Genomic DNA, 20,820 nt, shown 5'->3' with positions numbered 1-20,820 from the left:
ACGTCGCGTAGACCGCCTGCCCCCAAATGATGGCATTTTGACGTCAATCTTCTTGCTATCGGTGTTCAGATTTTGTTACATCTGCCGATTAAACATATAGATGACTGTATCTAACAGAAGGAACGGACCTCCGGTCTCCTCCAACGCACAAGAAAAGGAGCTCAGCAGCATGCTTACCTGGATAGGCGACCTCAGGATCGCCCACAAACTCTTCCTCGGTTTCGGCCTGGTGCTGAGCCTGACCTTGCTCCAGTCGCTGATCAGCTGGGAAGGCATGGGCAGCCTGGTGCGCCGCAGCGAGGTGGTCAGTGCGGTGTCGCGCCTCAACGATGCCTTGGGCGACCTGCGTGAGGCGCGCCTGCGCCACGCCATGGCCAATGGCGCCGAAAACCAGGCCAAAGCGTTGCAGGATGCGCTTGAAGCGTTCAAGACGCCGCTGGCGAAACTGCGTGAGACATTGGTCAAGCCCCAAAGCCTGGCGCTGCTCGACAAGGCCGAGCAGACCCTTGCAGGGTATGCCGCCAACCAGGCACAGAGCTTCCAGTCGTACCAGAAAATGCGGGCGGCACAAAAGGAAATGGGCGCCCTCGCCACCCGTTCGTTCGCCAGCATCGAAACGATCCGCACCCAGGTACGCGCCCTGCCCGACGCCGAGCAACGCGTTGTCCGCGGCGAAGCGATCAATCAGATCCGCGAGAACCTGATCCTGCTCCGCTACCACGTACGCGGCTACACCGGTAACACCAACGCCGACACCGAAAAACTGATGAACGCACAGATCGCCACCACGGTGAACGACCTGCCTGGCCTGGTGGCGCGTTTCAATGGCGATTTCGACGCACAGTTCAGCACCCTGAACCAACAGGTTCGTGCCTATGCCGACGCGGTCGAAGCGTTCCGGGGTGAAGTGAGCACGCTGATCGAGCGCCGCAACGCCATGACCAGTGACATCGACACGCTCACAGGCCTGATCGGTGATTTGCTCGACGCCCAGGCAGTGTCGGTGGTCAACGACAGCCAGTTCGCCAAGAACCTGCAGATCTTCACCACGCTGCTGGCGCTGCTCATGGGCATCTTCGCCGCGCTTATCATCGCCCGCCAGATCAGTGCTCCACTGCAGCAGGCCTTGCGCGCCATGCAGCAAGTCGCCGCCGGTGACCTCAGCGAGCAACCGCCCAGCCGCCGCCGCGACGAAGTCGGCCAGTTGCAGAATGCCTTGCAGGGCATGACCGGCAACTTGCGCGACCTGATCGCGCAAGTGCGCGACGGTATTTCGCAGATTGCCAGTGCCACCGAAGAACTGTCGGCGATCACCGAGCAGACCAGTGCTGGCGCCAGCAGCCAGAAAGTTGAAACGGATCAGGTTGCCACGGCCATGCAGGAAATGGCCGCCACCGTACACGAAGTGGCGCGCAACGCCGGTGAGGCCTCGCAGGCTGCCAGTGCCACGGACGAAGAAGCGCGCGAAGGCGACCGCGTGGTCAACCGCGCCGTCGAGCAGATCGGCCGGCTGGCCAACCAGGTAGACGCCACTGGCCAAGCCATGGGCGCACTACGCAACGAGAGCCAGCGCATCGGCAAGGTGATGGACGTCATCAAGGCAGTGGCCGAGCAGACCAACCTGCTGGCGCTCAATGCCGCGATCGAAGCGGCCCGCGCTGGCGAGGCTGGCCGTGGCTTTGCCGTAGTGGCCGATGAAGTGCGCAGCCTGGCGCAGCGTACCCAGGCATCCACCCTGGAGATCGAGTCGGCCATCGGTAGCCTGGAGGAAGGCACCCGTTCAGTGAGCGAACTGATGGACGAAAGCCAGAGCCTGACCCAGAGCAGCGTGGCGCTGGTGCGTGAAGCAGGGGTGGCGCTGGAAGGCATAACCCAGCGCATTTCGGGAATCCAATCGATGAACCAGCAGATTGCCGCGGCTTCCGAGCAGCAGAGCGCGGTGGCCGAAGAGATCAGCCGTAGCGTGGTGACGGTGAGGGATATTTCCGAACAGACGGCGCAAGCCAGCCACCAGACGTCCGCCTCCAGTGTCGAGCTGGCGCGGCTGGGTGGGCAGTTGCAGCAGATGATCAGCCGGTTCCGGCTCTAGTCACTGCAACCGCAGGCACAAAAAAACCGCAGCCAGGCTGCGGTTTTTTTTCATGCATTGGAACGTCAGAGCACGAAGGTCAGCAGCACATTGAACGCCAGCGCCGCCACGAAACCGATCGGCGCCGCCTTGAACAGCAACTGCGGGAATAGCGACATGCGGCTCTTCTCGTTACTGCAGGAGCCCAGAATCAGGCTGCCGCCGGAGGAGAACGGCGAGATGGAGGTGGCTTGAGCACCCGCGACAATGGCAATGAACAGGATCATGGGCTCGATACCCATGTTCTGCGCAATTGGCAGCACCATGGGGAACAAGGCGGGGGTCACGACGCCCAGGGTGCTGGAGAAGATGGACATGAATGCCGCCACCGCACCGAATACGACCGGCACCATGATTGGCGGGATGCTGGTGCCGATCCAGGAGGCGAGGATGTCGATGGTGCCGGCCTTGATCGCCACGGAAATCAGCATGCCCACACCGCAGATCATGATCAGCGTGCCCCAAGGCACGGTCGCCATGGCCTTGCGCTCGTCACCGAGTTTCAGCAACAGGGCAATCACCGAGAACAGGCTGGCGATCAGGCCGATATCCACCTTGGCGTTGATGAAGGCCACCGTGGCATTGCCCGGCAGGGCGATGCTGGCCACAGGCGCAGCCAGCACCATCAGCATCATCGCCAGGGTCAGCCACAACGTGGTTCGCTGCTGGCTGTTGAGCGGCGCTGGCGCCTCGACAGCAACGACAGAGGCCTTCAACGCGCGCCCATGGCTGGTAAGGAAGACGAATACTCCGATCACCAGCAGTGGAATGACGAAGGTGCTGACGAAGATACCGGCAGCATTGATGAAGGCCTGGTTGTCACTCACGCCGGCATTGGTCATCAGCCCACGGAAGATGATGCCGCTCTGGCTGGACATGAAGTTGGCCCCGCTGAGCGCGCCATAGTTCACGGCCATGCCGCCGACGATCAGGCTCATGCGGGTACGCTCGCACAGCAGCAGGGTGATAGGCGCCATGAACGCCAGTACGGTGTAATACCCGGCCCCCATCGCGGCGATCACGGTGGCGGCGAAGAACACCGCGAACGGCAGCAACTGCGGCACCGCCCGGCAGCGGTAGATAAGGTGCTCGGCCAGCTTCTCCAGGGTGCCATTGACGGTGGCGAAGCTATAGAACAGGCAGACCGAGAAGATCACGAAGAAGATCTTCAGAGGCCACAGGCCGATGACCTCCGAGGGGCTCAGGCCCATGCCGAAACAACCGATCAGATAGGCAAAGGCGATGGCGAAAAGGCCGATGTTGATCTTGGTCTTGTAGCCGAGGGCCACGGCGGCGACGATGGCCGCGACGACTAGCATGCTCATCATGTTGAAAGTGTCCTGTTGTTATTGTGTAAGTATCAGCGCGAACGGTCGAAGCCGAACAGCTTCACCGGGTTGAGCCTCAGCACCTGGGCACGCTCGCCCGCATCGGGGAGCAGCGCTTCGAAGAAGGCATACTGGTCGGCGTAGCGGGTCTGGCGCTCGAACTGGGTGTTGGGCCAGTCGCTTCCCCACAGCAACCGATCCAGGCCACCCGCTGCCTGCCGTATCTGGGCCAGCAGTACCTGCGCTTTGGCCGGGTCGGTCTGGCTGCGATAACCGGCGGACAGCTTCAACCACAACTTCGGTTCGCTGAGCAGGTGAAGGAAGGTACGGTGGCTGTCCTTTTGCGGGTCGATCCCCTCGGCAGGCAGGCCAAAATGATCGACCACCACCTCCACGCCGCAGGCGAGGATCGCTGGCACGATCAAGGCCAAGTCATCGAAACGGCGCTGGATTTCCACTTGCCAGCCGCGCGCAGCCAAGCGTTTGAACAAGGCGGTCCACTCGGGCCCGGCATAGTCTGCCAGGTGCTTGCCGACCAGGTTCAGGCGGATGCCCACCACGCCGGCGTCACCCAGCGCATCGAGCTGCTGATCGCTGACCGTGGCATCGACGACCGCCACAGCACGCAAGCGCTCAGGAAAGCGGCGCAAAGCCTGGACCATGAAGCTGTTGTCGGTGCCCAGGAAACTGGGCTGGATGAGCACGCCATGGGACAGGCCATGCTGATCCAGATGATCGAGGTATTGCTCGATCAGCGCATCGTAGTCTGGGCTGTAGCGACGGTTGGGCACCATCGGCAGGTCTTGGCGAAAGATATGGGCATGGGTATCGACGCCGGTGATGGCGGGCAGATAGGGGTTGGTCATGAAGCGAACCCTGGTCGATTGTTATTGGCAGCTGAAGCGCTGCGTTGTTATACAAACATGCAGTCATATATATGAATATATGACCATATCTTCAGTCGACCGACTCTGTCAATCAAGCCCCGGGTGGTAAAGTAGTGCCAACTCGTCAGCCATGGACCCTTCGCACAATGAGTAACGGGATTCTCGGACAAGACCCGCGCCTACCGCTTTATCAGCAAGTACGGGAAGAAATCCTCGCCAGGATCGCCGCTGGGCAATGGCTACCCGGGGGAACGATCCCCACTGAAACGGAGCTGACCCGCCTCTACGGTGTCGCCATCGGGACGGTGCGCAAGGCGGTCGACACGCTGGTCAATGAAGGCCTGCTGCTGCGCAGCCAGGGCCGCGGCACCTTCGTCCGGCGCCCTGACTTCGAGGGATCACTGGTGCGGTTTTTCCGACAGGTGGATTCGACCGGCCAGCGGCTGGTGCCGATCAGCCGCATACTGGACAAGCAGTTGCGCGAGCCACCGGAGCAAGTCAGCGCAGCCCTTGGCCTGGGCGATGCAGAACAGGTCATCTGGCTAGAGCGCCTGCGCCTGGTGGACGGCCGCCCGCTGTTCCATGAGCAGATCTGGCTACCGGCCAAGCGTTTCATGGCCCTGCTGGATATTGACACAGAGGCCTTCGGCGACCTGCTCTACCCCTTCTACGAGTCCAGCTGTGGCCAGTGCGTCGCCTCGGCCAAGGAAACACTGACCGTGGGTACAGCCGATGCAGCCCGTGCCGGCCACCTGGCAATCAAGGAAGGTGCGCCCGTGGTGGTCATCCAGCGCACGGCACTGGGTTACGATCGCAGCCCGCTGGAGTACCGCGTGTCCCAGGCAGCAGCCGAAGGCTTCCGCTACCAGATCGATATTTGCTGAAGCGATGGCGGGCACTGGCGCAGCTCGATGTGCCCGTGCCTGCGACGACGCGCCACTGCGACCATCGTCGGCGCTGACGAACCCCCGCCTGCGTGCCAGACTGACTGATCGGGATCGCGTTACTTTTTTTGCTCCGGAGTCTTCATGTCGTTGTCCAGCGGGCTGATCGCTCTGGTCGCCCTGGCCTACATGGCCGTCATGTTCGCCATCGCCTTCTACGGCGACCGCCGCAGCACACCATTGCCGCCGCGGCTGCGCGCCTGGGTGTACAGCCTGTCACTGGCGGTGTACTGCACCAGCTGGACCTTCTTCGGTGCGGTCGGCCAGGCGGCCGAGCAACTGTGGGCCTTCCTGCCAATCTACCTGGGCCCGATCCTGCTGCTGATCTTCGCGCCCTGGGTGCTGCAGAAGATGGTGCTGATCAGCAAGCAGCAGAACATCACCTCGATCGCCGACTTCATCGCGGCCCGCTACGGCAAGTCGCAGACCCTGGCCGTGGTGGTGGCGCTGATCTGCCTGGTCGGGGTGCTGCCCTACATCGCCTTGCAGCTCAAGGGCATCGTGCTCGGTGTCAACCTGCTGATCGGCGCGAATGCCGACGCCACCGGCACCCGTGTGCAGGACACCGCGCTGGTGGTGTCGCTGGTATTGGCGTTGTTCGCCATCGTCTTTGGCACGCGCAGCCTCGACGTCACCGAACACCACCGCGGCATGGTCCTGGCCATCGCGTTCGAGTCCCTGATCAAGCTGCTGGCCTTCCTCGCCGTGGGCGTGTTCGTGGTGTTCAACCTGTACGACGGGTTTGACGACCTGTTCACCCAGGCGCGCCAGTCGGTGCTGCTGGACAGCTACTGGCAGGAGACGATCAACTGGCCCTCGATGGTGGTGCAGACCGCCGTGGCGATGATGGCGATCATCTGCCTGCCCCGGCAGTTCCACGTCACCGTGGTGGAGAACATCGAGCCGCAGGACATGCGCCTGGCGCGCTGGGTGTTCCCGATGTACCTGGCCTTGGCCGCGTTGTTCGTGGTACCCATTGCCCTGGCCGGGCAAATGCTGCTGCCAGGTACGGTGATTTCCGACTCCTTCGTGATCAGCCTGCCGTTGGCCGAAGCGCACCCGAGCCTGGCTCTGCTGGCCTTCATCGGCGGTGCCTCGGCCGCCACCGGCATGGTCATCGTCGAGGCCGTGGCGTTGTCGACCATGGTGTCCAATGACATGCTGCTGCCGTGGCTGTTGCGCCGCAACAACGCCGAACGGCCCTTCGAGGTGTTCCGCCACTGGATGCTGTCGGTGCGCCGGGTGACCATCGTGGTCATCCTGCTGCTGGCCTATGTCAGCTACCGCCTGCTTGGCTCTACGGCAAGCCTTGCAACCATCGGCCAGATTGCCTTCGCCGCCGTGACCCAACTCACCCCGGCCATGCTCGGTGCGCTGTACTGGAAGCAAGCCAACCGCCGTGGCGTGTTCGCCGGCCTCGCTGCAGGTATCTTCCTGTGGTTCTACACCCTGGTGCTGCCCATCACCGCCCACAGCCTGGGCTGGTCGCTGCAGCTGTTCCCGGGCCTGGCGTGGCTGCACGGCAACCCGCTGGGCCTGCCGATCACGCCGCTCACACAAGGGGTAGTGCTGTCACTGGCGGGCAACTTCACGTTGTTCGCCTGGGTCTCGATGCTGTCGCGCACGCGCGTGTCGGAGCATTGGCAGGCCGGGCGCTTCATCGGCCAGCAGACCAGTGCCCGCCCCAACGGCAAACCGCTGCTGGCGGTGCAGATCGATGACCTGCTGACGCTGGCCTCGCGCTTTGTCGGTGAGGAGCGTGCCCGGCAAAGCTTCATCCGCTTTGCTTATCGCCAGGGCAAAGGCTTCAATCCCAACCAGAACGCTGACGGCGACTGGATCGAACACACCGAGCGCCTGCTCGCTGGGGTGCTTGGCAGCTCCTCGACCCGCGCCGTGGTCAAGGCGGCCATCGAAGGCCGCGACATGCAGCTTGAAGACGTGGTGCGCATCGCCGATGAAGCCAGCGAAGTGCTGCAGTTCAACCGCGCCCTGCTGCAAGGCGCCATCGAGAACATCAACCAGGGCATCAGTGTGGTCGATCAGAACCTGCACCTGGTGGCCTGGAACCGCCGCTACCTGGAGCTGTTCAACTACCCCGACGGGTTGATCAGCGTCGGCCGGCCGATCGCCGACATCATCCGCTACAACGCCGAACGCGGCCTGTGCGGCCCGGGAGAGGCGCAGGTGCATGTGGCCCGGCGCCTTCACTGGATGCGCCAAGGCCGCGCGCATTCGTCCGAGCGGCTGTTCCCCAATGGCCGGGTGATCGAACTGATCGGCAACCCGATGCCCGGGGGCGGCTTCGTCATGAGCTTCACCGATATCACCCCGTTCCGCGAGGCCGAACAGGCGTTGCGCGACGCCAACGAGCGCCTTGAACAGCGGGTGGCCGAACGCACCCACGAGCTGTCGCAACTCAATCAGGCGCTGTCGGAGGCCAAAAGCCAAGCCGAAGCGGTCAGCAAGTCCAAGACCCGCTTCCTGGCGGCGGTCAGCCATGACCTGATGCAGCCGCTCAACGCCGCGCGGCTGTTCTCCGCCGCCTTGTCGCAGCAGGCCGGGGGCATGAACGAGGAAGCCCAACAGTTGGTGCAGCACATGGACAGTTCGCTGCGTTCGGCCGAAGAGCTGATCAGCGACCTGCTGGATATCTCGCGCCTGGAAAACGGCAAGATCACCCCAGACGCCAAGCCTTTTGCCCTCAATGAGCTGTTCGATACGCTGGGTGCCGAGTTCAAGGTCCTGGCCGCCGAAAAAGGGCTGGAGTTCCGCCTGCGCGGTAGCCGCCTGCGGATCGACAGTGACATGAAACTGCTGCGCCGGGTGCTGCAGAACTTCCTGACCAATGCCCTGCGCTACGGCAAGAGCCCGATCCTGCTGGGCGCCCGGCGCCAGGGCGAGCGGCTGTGGCTGGAGGTCTGGGACCGCGGCCCGGGCATCGCCGACGACAAGCTGCAGGTGATCTTCCAGGAGTTCAAGCGCCTGGACAGCCACCAGACCCGCGCCGAAAAGGGCCTGGGGCTGGGGCTGGCGATTGCCGATGGCCTGTGCCGGGTGCTCGGCCACACGCTGCAGGTGCGTTCCTGGCCTGGCAAAGGCACGGTGTTCCGCGTCAATGTCCCGATCGCCCGCCAGGCAGCGGCCGCGCCGAGCGCGCCGGTGGAGCAGGCCAGCCAACCCCTGGCCGGGCTGCAGGTGCTGTGCATCGACAACGAAGACAGCATTCTGATCGGCATGAACAGCCTGCTCAGCCGCTGGGGCTGCCAGGTATGGACGGCGCGCAACCGCGCCGATTGCGAGGCGTTGCTGGCGCAGGGCATGCGCCCGCACCTGGCGCTGGTGGACTATCACCTGGATGACGGCGAAACCGGAACCGGGCTGATGGGCTGGCTACGCGCGCGCCTCGGCGAGCCGGTGCCTGGGGTGGTGATCAGCGCCGACGGCAGCAAGGAAACCTTGGCCACGGTGCATGCCGCAGGCCTTGATTACCTGGCCAAGCCGGTCAAGCCTGCGGCCTTGCGCGCGCTGCTCAATCGCCATCTGAGCCTGGTTCAGTAACCGCCTGGTCCGCCAGCGTTTCATCCGTCAGTGCCCGCTCCAGCAAGTCGGCCGGCAGGCTTTTGCTGGCACGGGCGCCGAGCAGCTTGAGCTGCTCGCTGCGGCTGACCAGGTTGCCACGCCCTTCACAGAGTTTGTTGCGCGCAGCGGCATAGGCCTTGTCGACCTGCTGCAGGCGATTGCCCAGCTCGTCCAGGTCCTGGATGAACAGCACGAACTTGTCATACAGCCAACCGGCGCGTTCGGCGATCTCGCGGGCGTTCTGCCCTTGGCGTTCTTGCTTCCACAGGCTGTCGATGACCCGCAGAGTGGCGAGCAAGGTGGTCGGGCTGACGATCACGATCTGCCGGTCGAAGGCCTCCTGGAACAGGTTCGGCTCGGCCTGCAGGGCTGCCGAAAACGCGGCCTCGATGGGCACGAACAACAACACGAAATCCAGGCTGTGCAAGCCGTCCAGGCGGCTGTAGTCCTTGCTCGACAGCCCTTTGACGTGGCTGCGCAGCGACTGTACGTGCTGTTTGAGCGCGCTTTCATCATTGCTGCTGACAAACTGCTGGTAGGCCGTGAGGCTGACCTTGGCATCGACCACCACCTGCTTGTCACCGGGCAGCATGATCAGTACGTCTGGCTGGAAGCGCTCACCGTCGGCGCTCTTGAGGCTGACCTGGGTCTGGTACTCGCGGCCCTTTTCCAGGCCGGCATGCTCGAGCACGCGCTCGAGAATCAGCTCACCCCAGTTACCTTGGGTTTTCTGGCCCTTGAGCGCCTGGGTGAGGTTGGTGGCTTCGTCGGACAGGCGCAGGTTGAGTTGCTGCAGGCGCTCCAGTTCCTTGCCCAGGGAAAAGCGTTCACGGGCTTCTTGTTGGTAGCTCTCCTCGACACGCTTTTCGAAGGCCTGGATGCGCTCCTTGAGCGGGTCAAGCAACTGGCCCAAGTGCTGCTGGCTGGTCTGCGCGAAACGCTGCTCGCGTTCGTCGAAGATTTTCGTGGCCAGGTCGGCGAACTGCGCGCGAAGGGTGTCGCGGGCTTCCTGCAGGTCTTCCAGGCGCTGCTGATGGCTGTCCTGCTGCTCACGCAGCTCCGCTTCCAGGCGCGCTGCCTGGGCCTCCAGGCGACGCAGTTCGGCTTCCCGGTTGGCGCGCTCCAGGTGCCAGGCGTGGGCGGCGTCACGGGCATTGTCGCGGTCAATCTGCAGCAGCTCGAGTTCACGGCCCTGGGCGGCCAGTTGGGCCTGCTTGAGCGTGTTGGCTTCGCTGAGGTCGCTCACCTCGTCCCGGCTGGCATCCAGTTGTGCTTGCAGGCCTGCCTGGGCCAGCAGGGCCCCATTGAGGCGTTCTTCGAGCAAGGCCCGCTCGCCTTGGCCGGCAGCCTGACGGCGCTGCACCTGCATGACCCACACCAGGCAAGGCAAGGCGCCTGCCACCAAGCCCAGCACGATGCTGGTCAGATCCACTGCCATGCTTACCCCGAACAGTCTGTCGCAAATGAGCTGCAGCTTAACAGTCAGTCCGTTTCTGCGCCTGCTCTGGCGCGTTGGCCTGGCACAGCCGCGCATATTCCAGTTGCGCCCGGCGGTCGCCGGCGCGCGCCGCCTGGCGCAGCAGTTCGTGCCCGATACGCCTGTCACGCGCGTTGCCGCAGTCGCGGCAAAGCATCTGCCCCAATCGGCTCTGGGCCACCACCACGCCCTCCCGAGCCGGTTGCTTGAGCAGGCGCCCGGCCAGATGCTTGACCTGAGGCTTTTCGCCCAGGCGCGGGTTGTCCAACAGCCAGAGGGCCACTTTCAGGGAAAAACGTCTGGACGAAGGGGCTGATGGCGTAACAGCGGGTTCGGTGGAGGATCTACCGCGAAATTTCATGACGAACAGAGAAGGCAATTTGAAAAGCGCGCCACTCTACCCTTTTTTTCTTGCCGTGGCCCGACGATTTTCAACGCCTGGAAAAAAATCTCGATGATCGTTTCTTGACGTTCCCAAGTAGATGACCGGCGGATCTGCAGCTGACTGATAACTGTCGGACAGTTCTGTAATTTGCTGGCACTCCCGTCCTAGAGCAAGCGCTCGGGACAATCCACAGTTCCTGTGGATAACTCGGTGGACAACCCCCCAAACCACCCCGCAAACCCGCGTGAACCGGGGCTTTCAGTCAAACTGACGATTTTTTCACCAGTAAAAAATAGTGTTTTTTTTCATTGACTTAAGGCATCAGTCAAGGCATTGGCAGGGTCGATGGGGGGTGTTGCCAAGCTGTTACAAGTCACGCCCGGAATGTGAACAAGTGCACCGAAAACCTGCATTTGAATGCACGAAATTGGTACATCCGGCCGGTAATGGGCCATTTGCCCCCTCTTCACACAACGCAAAAGAAGCGCCATACTGCCCGGCTTACCCGAAGAAACGTGGCAATGCTTGCAAAGCTTCTGAGCTTGCGGTAAGGTGCGCCTCGTTAGTACCAAGCTGAAAGTCAATTCTGGCCAGAAACGTCCTTGCAGGCCTGCTCCCCCCAAGAGCACCACTGCTGAAACCAGGACCGGCCCTTTCGATGATTCACTCTCCAGCCTTGCGCTGTTCAGCACGAATCACGTGACAGATTGATCAGGATTCCATACCGATGGCCTAGAACCTTGGCCCCGGCATGCTGCCTGCCCTCTGAAGTACCTACCAGTCAGCCCAAGCGCCCACCTTATGATTGCGCCCCCTCTGGCTGCCCTGTTCCAGTCAGGTTCGTTCGTCCCTTAATAAAGGCGTCACTGGAACGTTTCTATCATGCACGGATCATAATCCCCGTGTTTAAAGCAGGAACATCCAACAATATGCAAACTCAACAAATTCAGGCTGCCATTGGCACCCTCTCCCAGGCCTTCTCGCCGTTGAAGTGCCTTATCACCGCCCCACGCAAGGGCAACTTCAGCTTCACCCTGGTGGACGAGCACGGCGTTGCCTGCCACACCGAACGCCTGTACCCCGAACAGTACAGCCGCTCGGAACCGCTGCAAGCCGTCATTGCCCGGACGCGCCAGTCGCTCACTGCGTGAGCGGCGAATACCGTGGCATTCAGTCGCTGAATGACGCACACGGTAAGCTACCTGATCGTTCTTGGCCTAATTGCCGCAAGGTATATAGCGCCGAACGACAGGCAGCAATCGATTTAAAAACAGCCCTTTACACCACGATTATCACACTACACTTCAACTCGAGCGGTCCTTGCCGCTTCCGGCGGGCCTGATCATTCACCAGCTGCCAAGCTCCCACGCCCGTCGGCCCCTTACTGCTCGAGGGCATCATGGGTATTGCGGCGAATGAATTGTGTCAGTATGTGATTCGACCAACCTTGGTCTATCTCAATCGTCATTGTGCCAGTGCCGAAGCCCTTTTGCTGGGCATCGCGGCCAGCCAATCGGCACTCGGGTCGGCGCTGCATGATCGCCGTGGCCACGGGCTTTACCGTATCGGCGAGCATCGCCATCGCGCGGTCTGGGACGATTTTCTCGCCCGCGACCCTGAGCTGGCCAGCCTGGTCCGCGGCCTGGCGAGCCAACATGCGTTTCTGGGTGGCCCGCACCTGGAGCTTGCAGTCAACCTGCGCTACTCCACCGCCATCGCCTGGATGCTCATCGAAGCGCAAGCCACGCCCCTGCCTGCCGTTGACGACCTGCTAGGCCAGGCGCGAATCTGGCGTCAGATCTTTCACCCCCAGGGCCGTCTGCGCGACTTCACGCAGGCCTGGCATCTGTGTATTACTCAGAAATTGCCACAGGCATCTTAGGAAACGCCCTACAGCACTACCGGAAAAAATGGAATTTTGGTCGGATTGTCCTACAAAACCGCTCTATCTCCTGCGATACAGGCTATGGCGCGGCGCGTGAATTGTTGGTAGCTTTTCGCCCCGGAGATCCCAAGGAGTTTCTAATAATGAAAAAAGTAATGCTCAAAACCTCCCTCGGCCTGGCCGTGGCTTTCGCCTCCAGCCATCTGTTCGCTGCCGGCTTTGCCCTCAACGAACAGAGCATCAGCAGCATGGGGACAGGTTTCGCGGGACGTTCTTCTTCTGCCGAAGATGCCAGTACTGTGTTTGGCAACCCGGCAGGCATGTCACGCCTCAAGCGCGAACAATTCACCGTGGGCGGCGCTGCCGTCATCGCCAAATCCGATATCTCGGGCCCTGGAAGCAACCTCGGGGGGGAAACCGACGGTGACATGGTGCCTGTGGTCGGCGTACCGATGGGCTACTACGTCAAACCCCTCGACGATCACTGGAGCGTCGGTTTCGGCGTCTATGTACCGTTTGGCCTGGTCACCGACTACGGTAGCGACGATGCCGCGCGCTATTGGGGTAAAAAGAGCCACGTCGAAGTCATCACCTTCCAGCCAACCGTCAGCTACGCCTTCAACGATAAGGTGTCGATCGGTTTCGGCCCGACCATCAACCGCATCAAGGGCGAGTTGGGCTCAAGCCTGATCAACCCGTTCACGCCGGGCAGCAATGACGGTGAAGTGAAGATCAAGGGCGACGATACCGCTGTCGGTTACAACATCGGTATCCTGGTGCAGGCCACCGACCGTACTCGTGTCGGCCTGACCTACCACTCCATGGTCGACTACAAGCTCGAAGGCAAGACCCGTGTGAGCACCCCGCTGATCGGGCCTTTCAATGGCGACAAGTTCGACGCCAGCCTCAAGATCAAGACACCGGAGTCGGTGGATCTTTCGGTCACCCACGAACTCGACGACCAATGGACCCTCTACGCGGGCAGCACCTGGACCCGTTGGAGCCGCCTCAAAGACATCACCGTGCAGAACGATGTGCCGGCACCGCTTGCAGGTTCGGCGTTCGAGACCATCAGCGAAGAGCAGAACTGGCACGACACCTGGGCCCACGCCATTGGCGCGTCCTACAAGGTGAACAAGGAGTGGGTGCTGCGTACCGGCTTTACCGTCGACCAATCGCCAACCAACAACCACGACCGTTCACCGCGCATCCCGACTGGCGACCGCAAGGTGTTCAGCCTGGGTGCGGGCTGGAGCCCGAACGACGACATGACCATCGACGTGGCCTACTCCTACCTGTGGGAAGAGGACACCAAGGTCAACCAGGTCAGCGCCACCAAAGGCAGCTACCAGGCCAAGTACGAGAACAGCGCTCACGGTATAGGTGCCTCCCTCACCTACCGTTTCTGATCCGCACGGCTGTGTAAAAGCAGCCCGTGGGGCTGACGCCAGTCAGTCAGCGATTTCAGGGCTGCTACGCAGCCCATCGCTGGCACGCCGGCGCCCACAGAGACCGCGCAGCTCTTTAGGTTCTGTGTTGTACCTGTAAGGGCCAGCTTGCCAGCGATGGGCTGCAACCCCCAAGCGAAAGCAAGGCAAACCAAGAGCGCGGGTTATGGCTGCGATGCAATCGCCTTCTCGATCGCCGCCTTGAACTCAGCATCATCCGGTTTGGTCAGGCTGGAGAAGTTGGCAATCACCTTGCCCCTGCGATCAATCACGTACTTGTAGAAATTCCACTTCGGAGCACTGCTCTGCTCCGCCAGCCCCACGAACAGCGGGATCGCATCCTTGCCACGCACCGCCTGGGTCTTGGTCATGGTGAACGTCACGCCATAGTTGGCATAACAGACCTTGGCGGTCTTCTCGCTGTCGGCGTCTTCCTGCTTGAAATCGTTGGACGGCACGCCGAGCATCTCCAACCCTTGCTCGTGATATTTCTTGTAGACACTCTCAAGCCCCTCGAACTGCGGCGCAAACCCGCAATAACTGGCCGTGTTGATCACCACCAGAGGCTTACCGGCAAAACGCTGGCAAAGGTCGACCTCACCCTTGCCACGCAACTCCGGCAAGCTGCCCTGCAACAATGCCGGGCAATCCGCCGCCCAGGCAGAACCGGCAGCGAACATGACCAGCAACGGCATCATCAACCCATATGCACGCATCGAAACACTCCTCTGCAAGACGACCCTCGAACTTGCAGGGTAGCGCTTAACACACACCTACGCCCAGTTGCATGAGGGCCATGCCGCCCCGATGCCAGCCCCACCACGCCAGCACCAGCAGCAGTGCGGCCCCCACGGCGAGCAACGCGCGAGCCAGATAGCGGTTCATGCCGCCTGAGCCTGCAGGCGGGCGACCGGGCGCTCACTCACCGGCCAGTTGAGCGCGGCAGCCAGCAGGCTGAGCAGGATGGAGATCTGCCAGACCAGGTCGTAATTACCGGTACGGTCATACACCACCCCCCCCAGCCAGCCACCGAGGAAGGCACCCAACTGATGGAACAGGAAGACGATGCCGCCCAGCATCGACAGGTTCCGCACGCCGAATACCGTGGCAACGGTGCCGTTGGTCAAGGGCACGGTCGAAAGCCACAGCAAGCCCATGGCAATGCCGAACAGGTAGGCGCTGAACTGGGTCACGGGTGCCCAGAGGAACAGCACGATCACCACCGCGCGCAACAGGTACAACGCCGTGAGCAGGCGCGGCTTGGACATGCGCCCACCCAACCAGCCCGCCGTGTAGGTGCCGACGATGTTGAACAGCCCGACCAGCGCCAGCACGGTGGTACCGGTGGTTGCCGCCAGGTGCTGGTCAACCAGATAGGCCGGCAAGTGCACGCCAATGAATACCACCTGGAAGCCGCAGACAAAAAAGCCCAGCGCCAGTAGCCAGAAACCCGAATGCGAGCAGGCTTCACGCAACGCCTGGCCCAGCGTTTGTTCGCCACCGAGGGCAGGCAACGGGCGATCACGCAGCAGCCCGACAAAGGGCACGATCAATGCCACCAGCAGGCCGAGCACCAGCAGCGCTGCCGACCAGCCCAGCCATTCGATAAGGCCCAGCGTACCGGGCAGCATGGCAAACTGGCCGAACGAGCCTGCCGCGCTGGCAATGCCCATGGCCATGCTGCGCTTCTCAGCCGGCACCGCCCGGCCAACCACGCCAAGAATGACCGAGAACGAGGTGCCGGACAGGCCGATACCAATCAGCAGGCCGGCACTGAGTGACAGCGACCAGGCCGAGTCGGCCGTACTCATCAGCAGCAGGCCCGCGGTATACAAGATGCCGCCGATGATGACCACCCGCGCTGCGCCCAGGCGGTCTGCCAACGCGCCGGCAAACGGCTGCGCCAAGCCCCAGATCAGGTTCTGCAGGGCAATGGCGAACGCGAAAACTTCACGGCCCCAGCCAAAATCTGCGCTCATCGGCGCCAGGAACAAGCCGAAGCCGTGCCGCACACCCAGGGACAATGCCAGGATCAACGCAGCCCCCACCAGTACCCACCCGCTGGTTCGCCAAACCGAAGTCATTGTCGTTATCTCCAGCACATCACAAGGTTATGCGGGTATATACCCGCTTTAAGTCAAATTGGCTCAAGCCAGTTCTGCCAGCAAACGCACCAACTGGTCGCGCTGCCCCTCACCCAATCGCTGCACCAGTACTTGCTGCGCCAGCTCCCATGCTGGGTAGGCCGCTTGCAAGCGGCTCGCCCCCGCGTCAGTCAACAGCACGACACGGTTGCGCTGGTCATCCCCCTCAGCCAAAGCTACCAAGCCTTCGGCTTCCAGCACCCTCAGGTTGCGGCCAAGGGTGCTGCGCTCCAGGCCCATGGCTTCAGCCAGGGTGGTGATACTCGGCCGGTCGAGCCGCTGCAGGTGGCGCAATAGGGAAAATTGGGCGACGTTGATGCCGAAACCTTCGAGGGCTTCGTCGTAATGCCGGCTCACCCCACGGGCGGCACGACGCAGGTGGGTGCAGATGCATTCACTGGTCAACATGGTTACGTGTATATACCCGCGTTTGGCATGTTGCAAGAAGTTTCAGCGCTGCTGCGGGCTCAAACGTCGGCGGATCGGCTCGAATGCTTCGGTAGCGCTGCGCGCCAGCGGGTCCGGTGCCCCGTTATCGATGGCTTGCCAATAGCGCCAGGGCACCTTGGCCGAACCCAGTTCATAGTCCATGCCATCCCAGCTGTCCTCACGGAAGCTGTAGAAGGCCCAGTGCAACTGGTTGCGATCAAGCACGCTGAGCACGTCTTCAAGGTACTGCCTGCAACCCGGCAAGCGGCGCATGCAACCGAACTCGCCAACGACCAGGCGCTCACGCGGCACGTTGTTGGCCGCCATCCACGCCAGCGGCTGCTCAAGGTACTGCTCTACCCGTTTGCCATCCCAGTGCCAGGTTTGCCCGGCAAAGGGCACCGGCCCCGGATAGGCATACGGTTTTTTGCGCGCCATGTTTGGCGCGCTGGTGGCGGCATAGGGCTCGTACATGTGAATGCTGTAAAGCACACGCTGATCCTTGAGCGGCTCGGGCCAGTAGCTCAAAGCATCGGCTGCTGCATACCAACCAGCGTCGAGCATGACTGGCGTGAGCGTATCCACCTCACGGATCGCCAGCAGCAGTTGCCGGTAAAAGCCCGGCAGGTCACGTGCACCGCCCTTTTCGCGCGCATACCACTGCTGCATGTGCGGCTCGGGCGCATGCTCGGCGAGGCCGCCCTCACGCTCCGGTGCAGGTTCGTTGATCAGGTTGTAGGCAGCGATGGCCGGGTGGCCCTTGAGCTCGCGCGCCAGGTCACGCCAGAAATCGGCCGCCTGGGCCCAGTACTGCTTGTCTTGCCACAGGCGGTCATCGAACTGGCCCTGGTTGTTTTGCGACCAGCGCATGCCCGGCAGCGAAAGTGGGGCAATCACGACCTTCAGCCCAGCCTCATGCGCACGATCAAGTGTGTCACGCAGTATTTTGAGGTCCGTTTCGGCCAAGCCCCGGTAATGGTCGGCGCTACCCAACAGAAAGTCGCGCTGCGCAGGTCGCCATTTGTCATAGGACAGCCGCACCCAGGTGGCGCCATAACCGCGCAACGCGTCGAAGTAAGCCTGATCGGGTGGCAGGCGGTTGAAGCTGTTACCGCCGTGGCGCGGGGTGCTCCAGAAACCCATGAGGTCGGCGGCAAGGGCCGGTGGCAGGGCAAAGATGAGCAAGCTGGCAAGGATCCAATGCCACATGAGGCCTCCTTGGCCAATTCAAAAAACCGAGGATACCCTTTCCGACCCACGAAGCATTTGCTGATGTATTGCCGGGCATTGCACCTGGCAGGTGCAGCTACATCCCCAAAGCGAGCCCCAGCACCACGGCCAGCTCCAGCAACTCCAGCACTGCCCCCGCGGTATCGCCAGTGGTCCCGCCCAAGCGCTGGCACATCAGCTGTCGTAACCAGCAGAACACCGCGAACGCCAGCAGGCCCACCCACAGCGCACTCCAGCCCCCCAGCAGCAGGCAGAACAGCAAACTGCCCAACAGCACCCAGCGCGCCGTGCGACGCGGCAGGTGCTCGGCCAGCGCTTGCCCAAGCCCGCCAGGGCGCACGTATGGCGTGCCCAGGAACAGCCCCAGCATCGCTGCCCGCCCAATCACAGGTGCCAGCACCAGCAGTGCACCCGCACCGCGCTCGACAAGCACCCACAGCGCACAGAACTTCAGCAACAACACCAGCACCAGGGTGACCACGGCAATCGGCCCGCTGCGCGGGTCCTTCATGATCTTGAGCGTGCGCTCGCGATCGCCGAACCCACCCAGCCACGCATCAGCGCTGTCTGCCAGGCCGTCCAGGTGCAGCGCACCACTGAGCAATACCCATAGGGCCAGCAGCAACGCCGCGTGCAAAGGTGCCGGCGCGCCTTGCAACAGATGGCTGGCAAGCCACAGCAACAGCCCGAACAGCAAGCCGACCAGCGGATAGCACAGCAGCGAGCGACCCACCTCCCGCGGTTCAGGCATACCGGGCAAGCGTACCGGCAGGCTGCTGAGAAACTGCAGGGCAATCCAAAAAGGCAGCATTTCAGTGCACCTCGGTCAATTGGCCGTCTCCGCCCAGGCCCAGACGTACAAGCGCGCCGTGGCCCACTTCGACCTGCAGCAACTGCTCCTTGGGCAAACCGCGCGCACGCGCCAGCAGCAGGCGCATGACACCACCGTGGGTGACCAGCAACACCTGCTTGCCGGCATGCTGCTGATGCAAGCGGGCGACAGCCCCCAGCACCCGCTGGGCGAACGCACTGACGGCCTCACCGCCGGGCGGCGTATAGCTGTAAGGATCGGCCCAGAAACGCCCCAGCTCATCCGCTTGCGTCTGCATGATCTGCAGGGCGCTGCGCCCTTCCCACTCACCGAAGTGCAACTCTTGCAGATCGGCTTCGCGCTGCACCGTCAAACCCAGCCGGTCACCCAGCTCATCGGCAAACCGCGCACAGCGCTGCAAGGGTGAGCTGACCACTACTTGCCAAGGGGCGCGATCCTCCACGGCACTGCGCATCTGCGCCCAGCCCAGTTCGGTGAGGGCATCGTCCAGGCTGCCACGCAAACCGCCACCCTGTTCGGTTTCACCGTGGCGCAGCAAGTGCAGAATCATGCCGGCCGGTCCGCCACGGCCGCTTCGGCAAAGGTCGCCATCTGCCCATGCAGCACGCAGGCCATGCGCAACAGTGGCACCGCCAGCGCCGCACCGCTGCCCTCGCCCAGGCGCAGCCCCAGGGCCAGCAGCGGCTCGGCCTGCAGGGCCTCGAGCAACGCCTTGTGCCCAGGCTCGGCACCTTGGTGGGCAAACAGCAGCCAGGCCCGGCAGTGTGGGTTCAGGCGCACGGCTACCAGCGCGGCGACGCTGCAGATGAAGCCGTCCACCAACACCGCGATGCCCTGCTGTGCACAGGCCAGGTAGGCGCCGGCCAGGGCGGCGATCTCAAAACCACCCACACAGGCCAGCGCCTGCAGCGGGTCGTCGGCACGCAGGCCGTGCAGCACCAAAGCGCGCTCTATCACCTCAGCCTTGTGGCGGACCCCTGCGCTGTCCAGGCCAGTGCCTGGGCCACTGAGTTCGCGCGCCGGGCAGCCCAGCAGGGTGCTGGCCAGCGCTGCAGCAGCCGTGGTATTGCCAATGCCCATCTCGCCACCGATGAACAGCTGCGCGCCGTTCTGGGCTGCGCGCAGGGCGCTGTCACGGCCGGCTTGCAGGGCCGCCCGCAGTTGCACCTCGGTCATCGCCGGCTGGCGGGCGAAGTTGGCGGTGCCGGCACCCAGGCACAGGTGGCGAACACCAGGCAATTGCAGGTTCGGGTCGATGGTGCCAAGGTCGACCACGTCCAGGCTGGCCTGCAGTTGGCGCGCCAGCACGCTGATCGCTGCGCCGCCGCCGACGAAGTTGCGCAACATCTGCCCGGTGACCGCCTGCGGATAGGCCGAAATCCCCTCCTCGACCACGCCATGGTCACCGGCAAAGAGCGTGATGGCGACCTGATCCAGGCTCGGTCGCTCAACCCCCTGCAGCCCGGCCAGGTGCACAGCCAGGTGTTCCAGCTGGCCGAGCGACCCGGCAGGTTTGGTCAGCTGCTGCTGACGGGCGCGGGCCTGATCCATGGCGGCGGTGTCCAGAGGTTGGCAGGCATCAAGCCACCAGGTCGAATTCATAGAGCAGGTCCTTTAAGCATCAGGGGCAGGCCGGCGACGGTGAGTACCACCCGCTGGCAACGTTCGGCGACGGCCTGGTGCAGCCAGCCGGCCTGGTCGACATAGCGCCGGGTCAGCTCGCCCATGGGCACTACACCCAGGCCGGTTTCATTGCTGACCAGAATGATCACGCCGGGCAATTGCGCCAGGCAGTCGAGCAGTGCATCGCGCTCTTGGGCCAGGCGCTGATCGTCGTCGAGCATCAACAGATTGGTCAGCCACAGGGTCAGGCAGTCCACCAGCAGGCAGCGCCCTTCGCCCGCTTCGGCGCGCAGCGCGGCAGCCAGGGCCAGCGGCTCTTCGATCAGCGCCCAATCGCTTGGCCGGCGCTGGCGGTGCAGGCGTACCCGTTCGTTCATTTCGCCGTCGAGGGGTTCGCTGGTGGCGATATAGGTCACCGGCAGGCCGCTGTCGGCTGCCAGTTGTTCGGCCAGGCGGCTCTTGCCCGAACGGGCACCGCCGAGGATCAGGTTGCGCATG

Annotated in this window: 18 protein-coding genes and 2 pseudogenes; 7 read left to right on the top strand and 13 right to left on the bottom strand. The window is 62.9% G+C overall.

Translation table 11 applies throughout. From position 1 onward, the window contains the following. Nucleotides 1-100: 100 nt before the first annotated feature. A pseudogene (locus JNA92_RS25965) lies at nucleotides 101-1,234 on the top strand (methyl-accepting chemotaxis protein); the annotation flags it as partial. Beyond that, nucleotides 1,226-2,089, top strand: coding sequence for a methyl-accepting chemotaxis protein (locus JNA92_RS25960; RefSeq protein ID WP_431312446.1), 864 nt, complete (start codon nucleotides 1,226-1,228; stop codon nucleotides 2,087-2,089). The pseudogene JNA92_RS25965 and the gene JNA92_RS25960, both read left to right, overlap by 9 nt. Nucleotides 2,090-2,154: 65 nt before the next feature. Here the strand turns inward: JNA92_RS25960 and JNA92_RS00405 are convergent, their stop codons facing one another. After that, nucleotides 2,155-3,456 (bottom strand): SLC13 family permease, encoded by a 1,302-nt coding sequence (locus JNA92_RS00405; RefSeq protein WP_241802794.1) that lies wholly within the window; start codon nucleotides 3,454-3,456, stop codon nucleotides 2,155-2,157. Nucleotides 3,457-3,488: 32 nt separating this feature from the next. Next, nucleotides 3,489-4,322: an amidohydrolase family protein gene (locus tag JNA92_RS00400; protein ID WP_241802793.1), complete on the bottom strand. Its 834-nt coding sequence runs from the start codon at nucleotides 4,320-4,322 to the stop codon at nucleotides 3,489-3,491. Nucleotides 4,323-4,489: 167 nt separating this feature from the next. Here JNA92_RS00400 and JNA92_RS00395 point away from each other — a divergent pair, with 167 nt between their 5' ends. Then, a complete protein-coding gene (locus JNA92_RS00395) occupies nucleotides 4,490-5,227 on the top strand; it encodes a GntR family transcriptional regulator (RefSeq protein WP_241802792.1) in 738 nt (245 codons plus the stop codon). 144 nt (nucleotides 5,228-5,371) lie between these two features. Next, nucleotides 5,372-8,848, top strand: a complete 3,477-nt coding sequence (locus JNA92_RS00390) for a hybrid sensor histidine kinase/response regulator (protein WP_241802791.1) — start codon at nucleotides 5,372-5,374, stop codon at nucleotides 8,846-8,848. On the opposite strand, the gene rmuC is transcribed toward JNA92_RS00390, so the two are convergent. Both rmuC and JNA92_RS00380 read right to left on the bottom strand, forming a co-directional pair. Further along, entirely contained in the window at nucleotides 8,820-10,193 is a 1,374-nt protein-coding gene (rmuC, locus tag JNA92_RS00385) for a DNA recombination protein RmuC (RefSeq protein WP_241803389.1), read from the bottom strand. The genes JNA92_RS00390 and rmuC overlap by 29 nt on opposite strands. A gap of 169 nt (nucleotides 10,194-10,362) precedes the next feature. Then, nucleotides 10,363-10,707, bottom strand: a pseudogene (locus tag JNA92_RS00380) (sel1 repeat family protein); the annotation flags it as partial. Nucleotides 10,708-11,660: 953 nt separating this feature from the next. Here JNA92_RS00380 and JNA92_RS00375 point away from each other — a divergent pair. The 3 genes from JNA92_RS00375 to JNA92_RS00365 all read left to right on the top strand — a co-directional run bounded on the left by JNA92_RS00375 (nucleotide 11,661) and on the right by JNA92_RS00365 (nucleotide 14,025). Beyond that, nucleotides 11,661-11,882, top strand: coding sequence for a hypothetical protein (locus JNA92_RS00375; RefSeq protein ID WP_241802790.1), 222 nt, complete (start codon nucleotides 11,661-11,663; stop codon nucleotides 11,880-11,882). Nucleotides 11,883-12,130: 248 nt separating this feature from the next. Further along, nucleotides 12,131-12,613: a hypothetical protein gene (locus JNA92_RS00370; RefSeq protein ID WP_241802788.1), complete on the top strand. Its 483-nt coding sequence runs from the start codon at nucleotides 12,131-12,133 to the stop codon at nucleotides 12,611-12,613. A 146-nt stretch (nucleotides 12,614-12,759) separates the two neighbouring features. Further along, the gene (locus JNA92_RS00365; RefSeq protein ID WP_241802787.1) at nucleotides 12,760-14,025 is read left to right on the top strand and encodes an OmpP1/FadL family transporter; all 1,266 of its coding nucleotides are present in this window, start codon (nucleotides 12,760-12,762) and stop codon (nucleotides 14,023-14,025) included. 203 nt (nucleotides 14,026-14,228) lie between these two features. On the opposite strand, the gene JNA92_RS00360 is transcribed toward JNA92_RS00365, so the two are convergent. From JNA92_RS00360 to cobU, 9 genes are all read right to left on the bottom strand, one after another. Next, nucleotides 14,229-14,780: a glutathione peroxidase gene (locus JNA92_RS00360; RefSeq protein ID WP_241802781.1), complete on the bottom strand. Its 552-nt coding sequence runs from the start codon at nucleotides 14,778-14,780 to the stop codon at nucleotides 14,229-14,231. 46 nt (nucleotides 14,781-14,826) lie between these two features. Further along, entirely contained in the window at nucleotides 14,827-14,949 is a 123-nt protein-coding gene (locus tag JNA92_RS25810) for a hypothetical protein (RefSeq protein WP_267821751.1), read from the bottom strand. Beyond that, a complete protein-coding gene (locus JNA92_RS00355; protein WP_241802780.1) occupies nucleotides 14,946-16,148 on the bottom strand; it encodes an MFS transporter in 1,203 nt (400 codons plus the stop codon). Before JNA92_RS00355 ends, JNA92_RS25810 begins: the two co-directional genes overlap by 4 nt. 63 nt (nucleotides 16,149-16,211) lie before the next feature. Continuing rightward, a complete protein-coding gene (locus tag JNA92_RS00350; protein ID WP_241802778.1) occupies nucleotides 16,212-16,616 on the bottom strand; it encodes a MarR family winged helix-turn-helix transcriptional regulator in 405 nt (134 codons plus the stop codon). A 42-nt stretch (nucleotides 16,617-16,658) separates the two neighbouring features. Next, on the bottom strand, nucleotides 16,659-17,780 hold the full coding sequence (locus JNA92_RS00345; protein WP_241803388.1) for a glycoside hydrolase family 5 protein: 1,122 nt from the start codon (nucleotides 17,778-17,780) through the stop codon (nucleotides 16,659-16,661). A gap of 163 nt (nucleotides 17,781-17,943) precedes the next feature. Continuing rightward, on the bottom strand, nucleotides 17,944-18,678 hold the full coding sequence (locus JNA92_RS00340; RefSeq protein ID WP_241802776.1) for an adenosylcobinamide-GDP ribazoletransferase: 735 nt from the start codon (nucleotides 18,676-18,678) through the stop codon (nucleotides 17,944-17,946). A 1-nt stretch (nucleotide 18,679) separates the two neighbouring features. Next, a complete protein-coding gene (gene cobC / locus JNA92_RS00335) occupies nucleotides 18,680-19,249 on the bottom strand; it encodes an alpha-ribazole phosphatase family protein (protein WP_241802775.1) in 570 nt (189 codons plus the stop codon). After that, complete coding sequence (cobT, locus tag JNA92_RS00330) at nucleotides 19,246-20,301, bottom strand: nicotinate-nucleotide--dimethylbenzimidazole phosphoribosyltransferase (RefSeq protein ID WP_241802774.1); 1,056 nt, start codon at nucleotides 20,299-20,301, stop codon at nucleotides 19,246-19,248. The genes cobC and cobT overlap by 4 nt, the downstream gene beginning before the upstream one ends. Further along, nucleotides 20,298-20,819, bottom strand: a complete 522-nt coding sequence (gene cobU, locus JNA92_RS00325) for a bifunctional adenosylcobinamide kinase/adenosylcobinamide-phosphate guanylyltransferase (protein ID WP_241802773.1) — start codon at nucleotides 20,817-20,819, stop codon at nucleotides 20,298-20,300. The genes cobT and cobU overlap by 4 nt, the downstream gene beginning before the upstream one ends. Nucleotide 20,820: the final 1 nt, after the last annotated feature.

The sequence above is a fragment of the Pseudomonas putida genome (assembly GCF_022627325.1).
Taxonomy (GTDB): Bacteria; Pseudomonadota; Gammaproteobacteria; order Pseudomonadales; family Pseudomonadaceae; genus Aquipseudomonas; species Aquipseudomonas putida_X.
The sequence above is the reverse complement of the archived record's forward strand: the minus strand, read 5'-3'. Positions and strand labels throughout refer to the sequence as shown.

Coding starts and splice junctions, on each gene's coding strand:
- JNA92_RS00350 (WP_241802778.1), bottom strand. CDS start 16,616: ATGTTGACCAGTGAATGCATCTGCACCCACCTGCGTCGTGCCGCCCGT.
- cobU (WP_241802773.1), bottom strand. CDS start 20,819: ATGCGCAACCTGATCCTCGGCGGTGCCCGTTCGGGCAAGAGCCGCCTG.
- JNA92_RS00400 (WP_241802793.1), bottom strand. CDS start 4,322: ATGACCAACCCCTATCTGCCCGCCATCACCGGCGTCGATACCCATGCC.
- JNA92_RS00370 (WP_241802788.1), top strand. CDS start 12,131: ATGGGTATTGCGGCGAATGAATTGTGTCAGTATGTGATTCGACCAACC.
- JNA92_RS00390 (WP_241802791.1), top strand. CDS start 5,372: ATGTCGTTGTCCAGCGGGCTGATCGCTCTGGTCGCCCTGGCCTACATG.
- JNA92_RS00360 (WP_241802781.1), bottom strand. CDS start 14,780: ATGCGTGCATATGGGTTGATGATGCCGTTGCTGGTCATGTTCGCTGCC.
- cobC (WP_241802775.1), bottom strand. CDS start 19,249: ATGATTCTGCACTTGCTGCGCCACGGTGAAACCGAACAGGGTGGCGGT.
- JNA92_RS25960 (WP_431312446.1), top strand. CDS start 1,226: ATGACCGGCAACTTGCGCGACCTGATCGCGCAAGTGCGCGACGGTATT.
- JNA92_RS25810 (WP_267821751.1), bottom strand. CDS start 14,949: ATGAACCGCTATCTGGCTCGCGCGTTGCTCGCCGTGGGGGCCGCACTG.
- JNA92_RS00375 (WP_241802790.1), top strand. CDS start 11,661: ATGCAAACTCAACAAATTCAGGCTGCCATTGGCACCCTCTCCCAGGCC.
- JNA92_RS00395 (WP_241802792.1), top strand. CDS start 4,490: ATGAGTAACGGGATTCTCGGACAAGACCCGCGCCTACCGCTTTATCAG.
- JNA92_RS00365 (WP_241802787.1), top strand. CDS start 12,760: ATGAAAAAAGTAATGCTCAAAACCTCCCTCGGCCTGGCCGTGGCTTTC.
- JNA92_RS00340 (WP_241802776.1), bottom strand. CDS start 18,678: ATGCTGCCTTTTTGGATTGCCCTGCAGTTTCTCAGCAGCCTGCCGGTA.
- JNA92_RS00405 (WP_241802794.1), bottom strand. CDS start 3,456: ATGATGAGCATGCTAGTCGTCGCGGCCATCGTCGCCGCCGTGGCCCTC.
- JNA92_RS00355 (WP_241802780.1), bottom strand. CDS start 16,148: ATGACTTCGGTTTGGCGAACCAGCGGGTGGGTACTGGTGGGGGCTGCG.
- cobT (WP_241802774.1), bottom strand. CDS start 20,301: ATGAATTCGACCTGGTGGCTTGATGCCTGCCAACCTCTGGACACCGCC.
- JNA92_RS00345 (WP_241803388.1), bottom strand. CDS start 17,780: ATGGGTTTCTGGAGCACCCCGCGCCACGGCGGTAACAGCTTCAACCGC.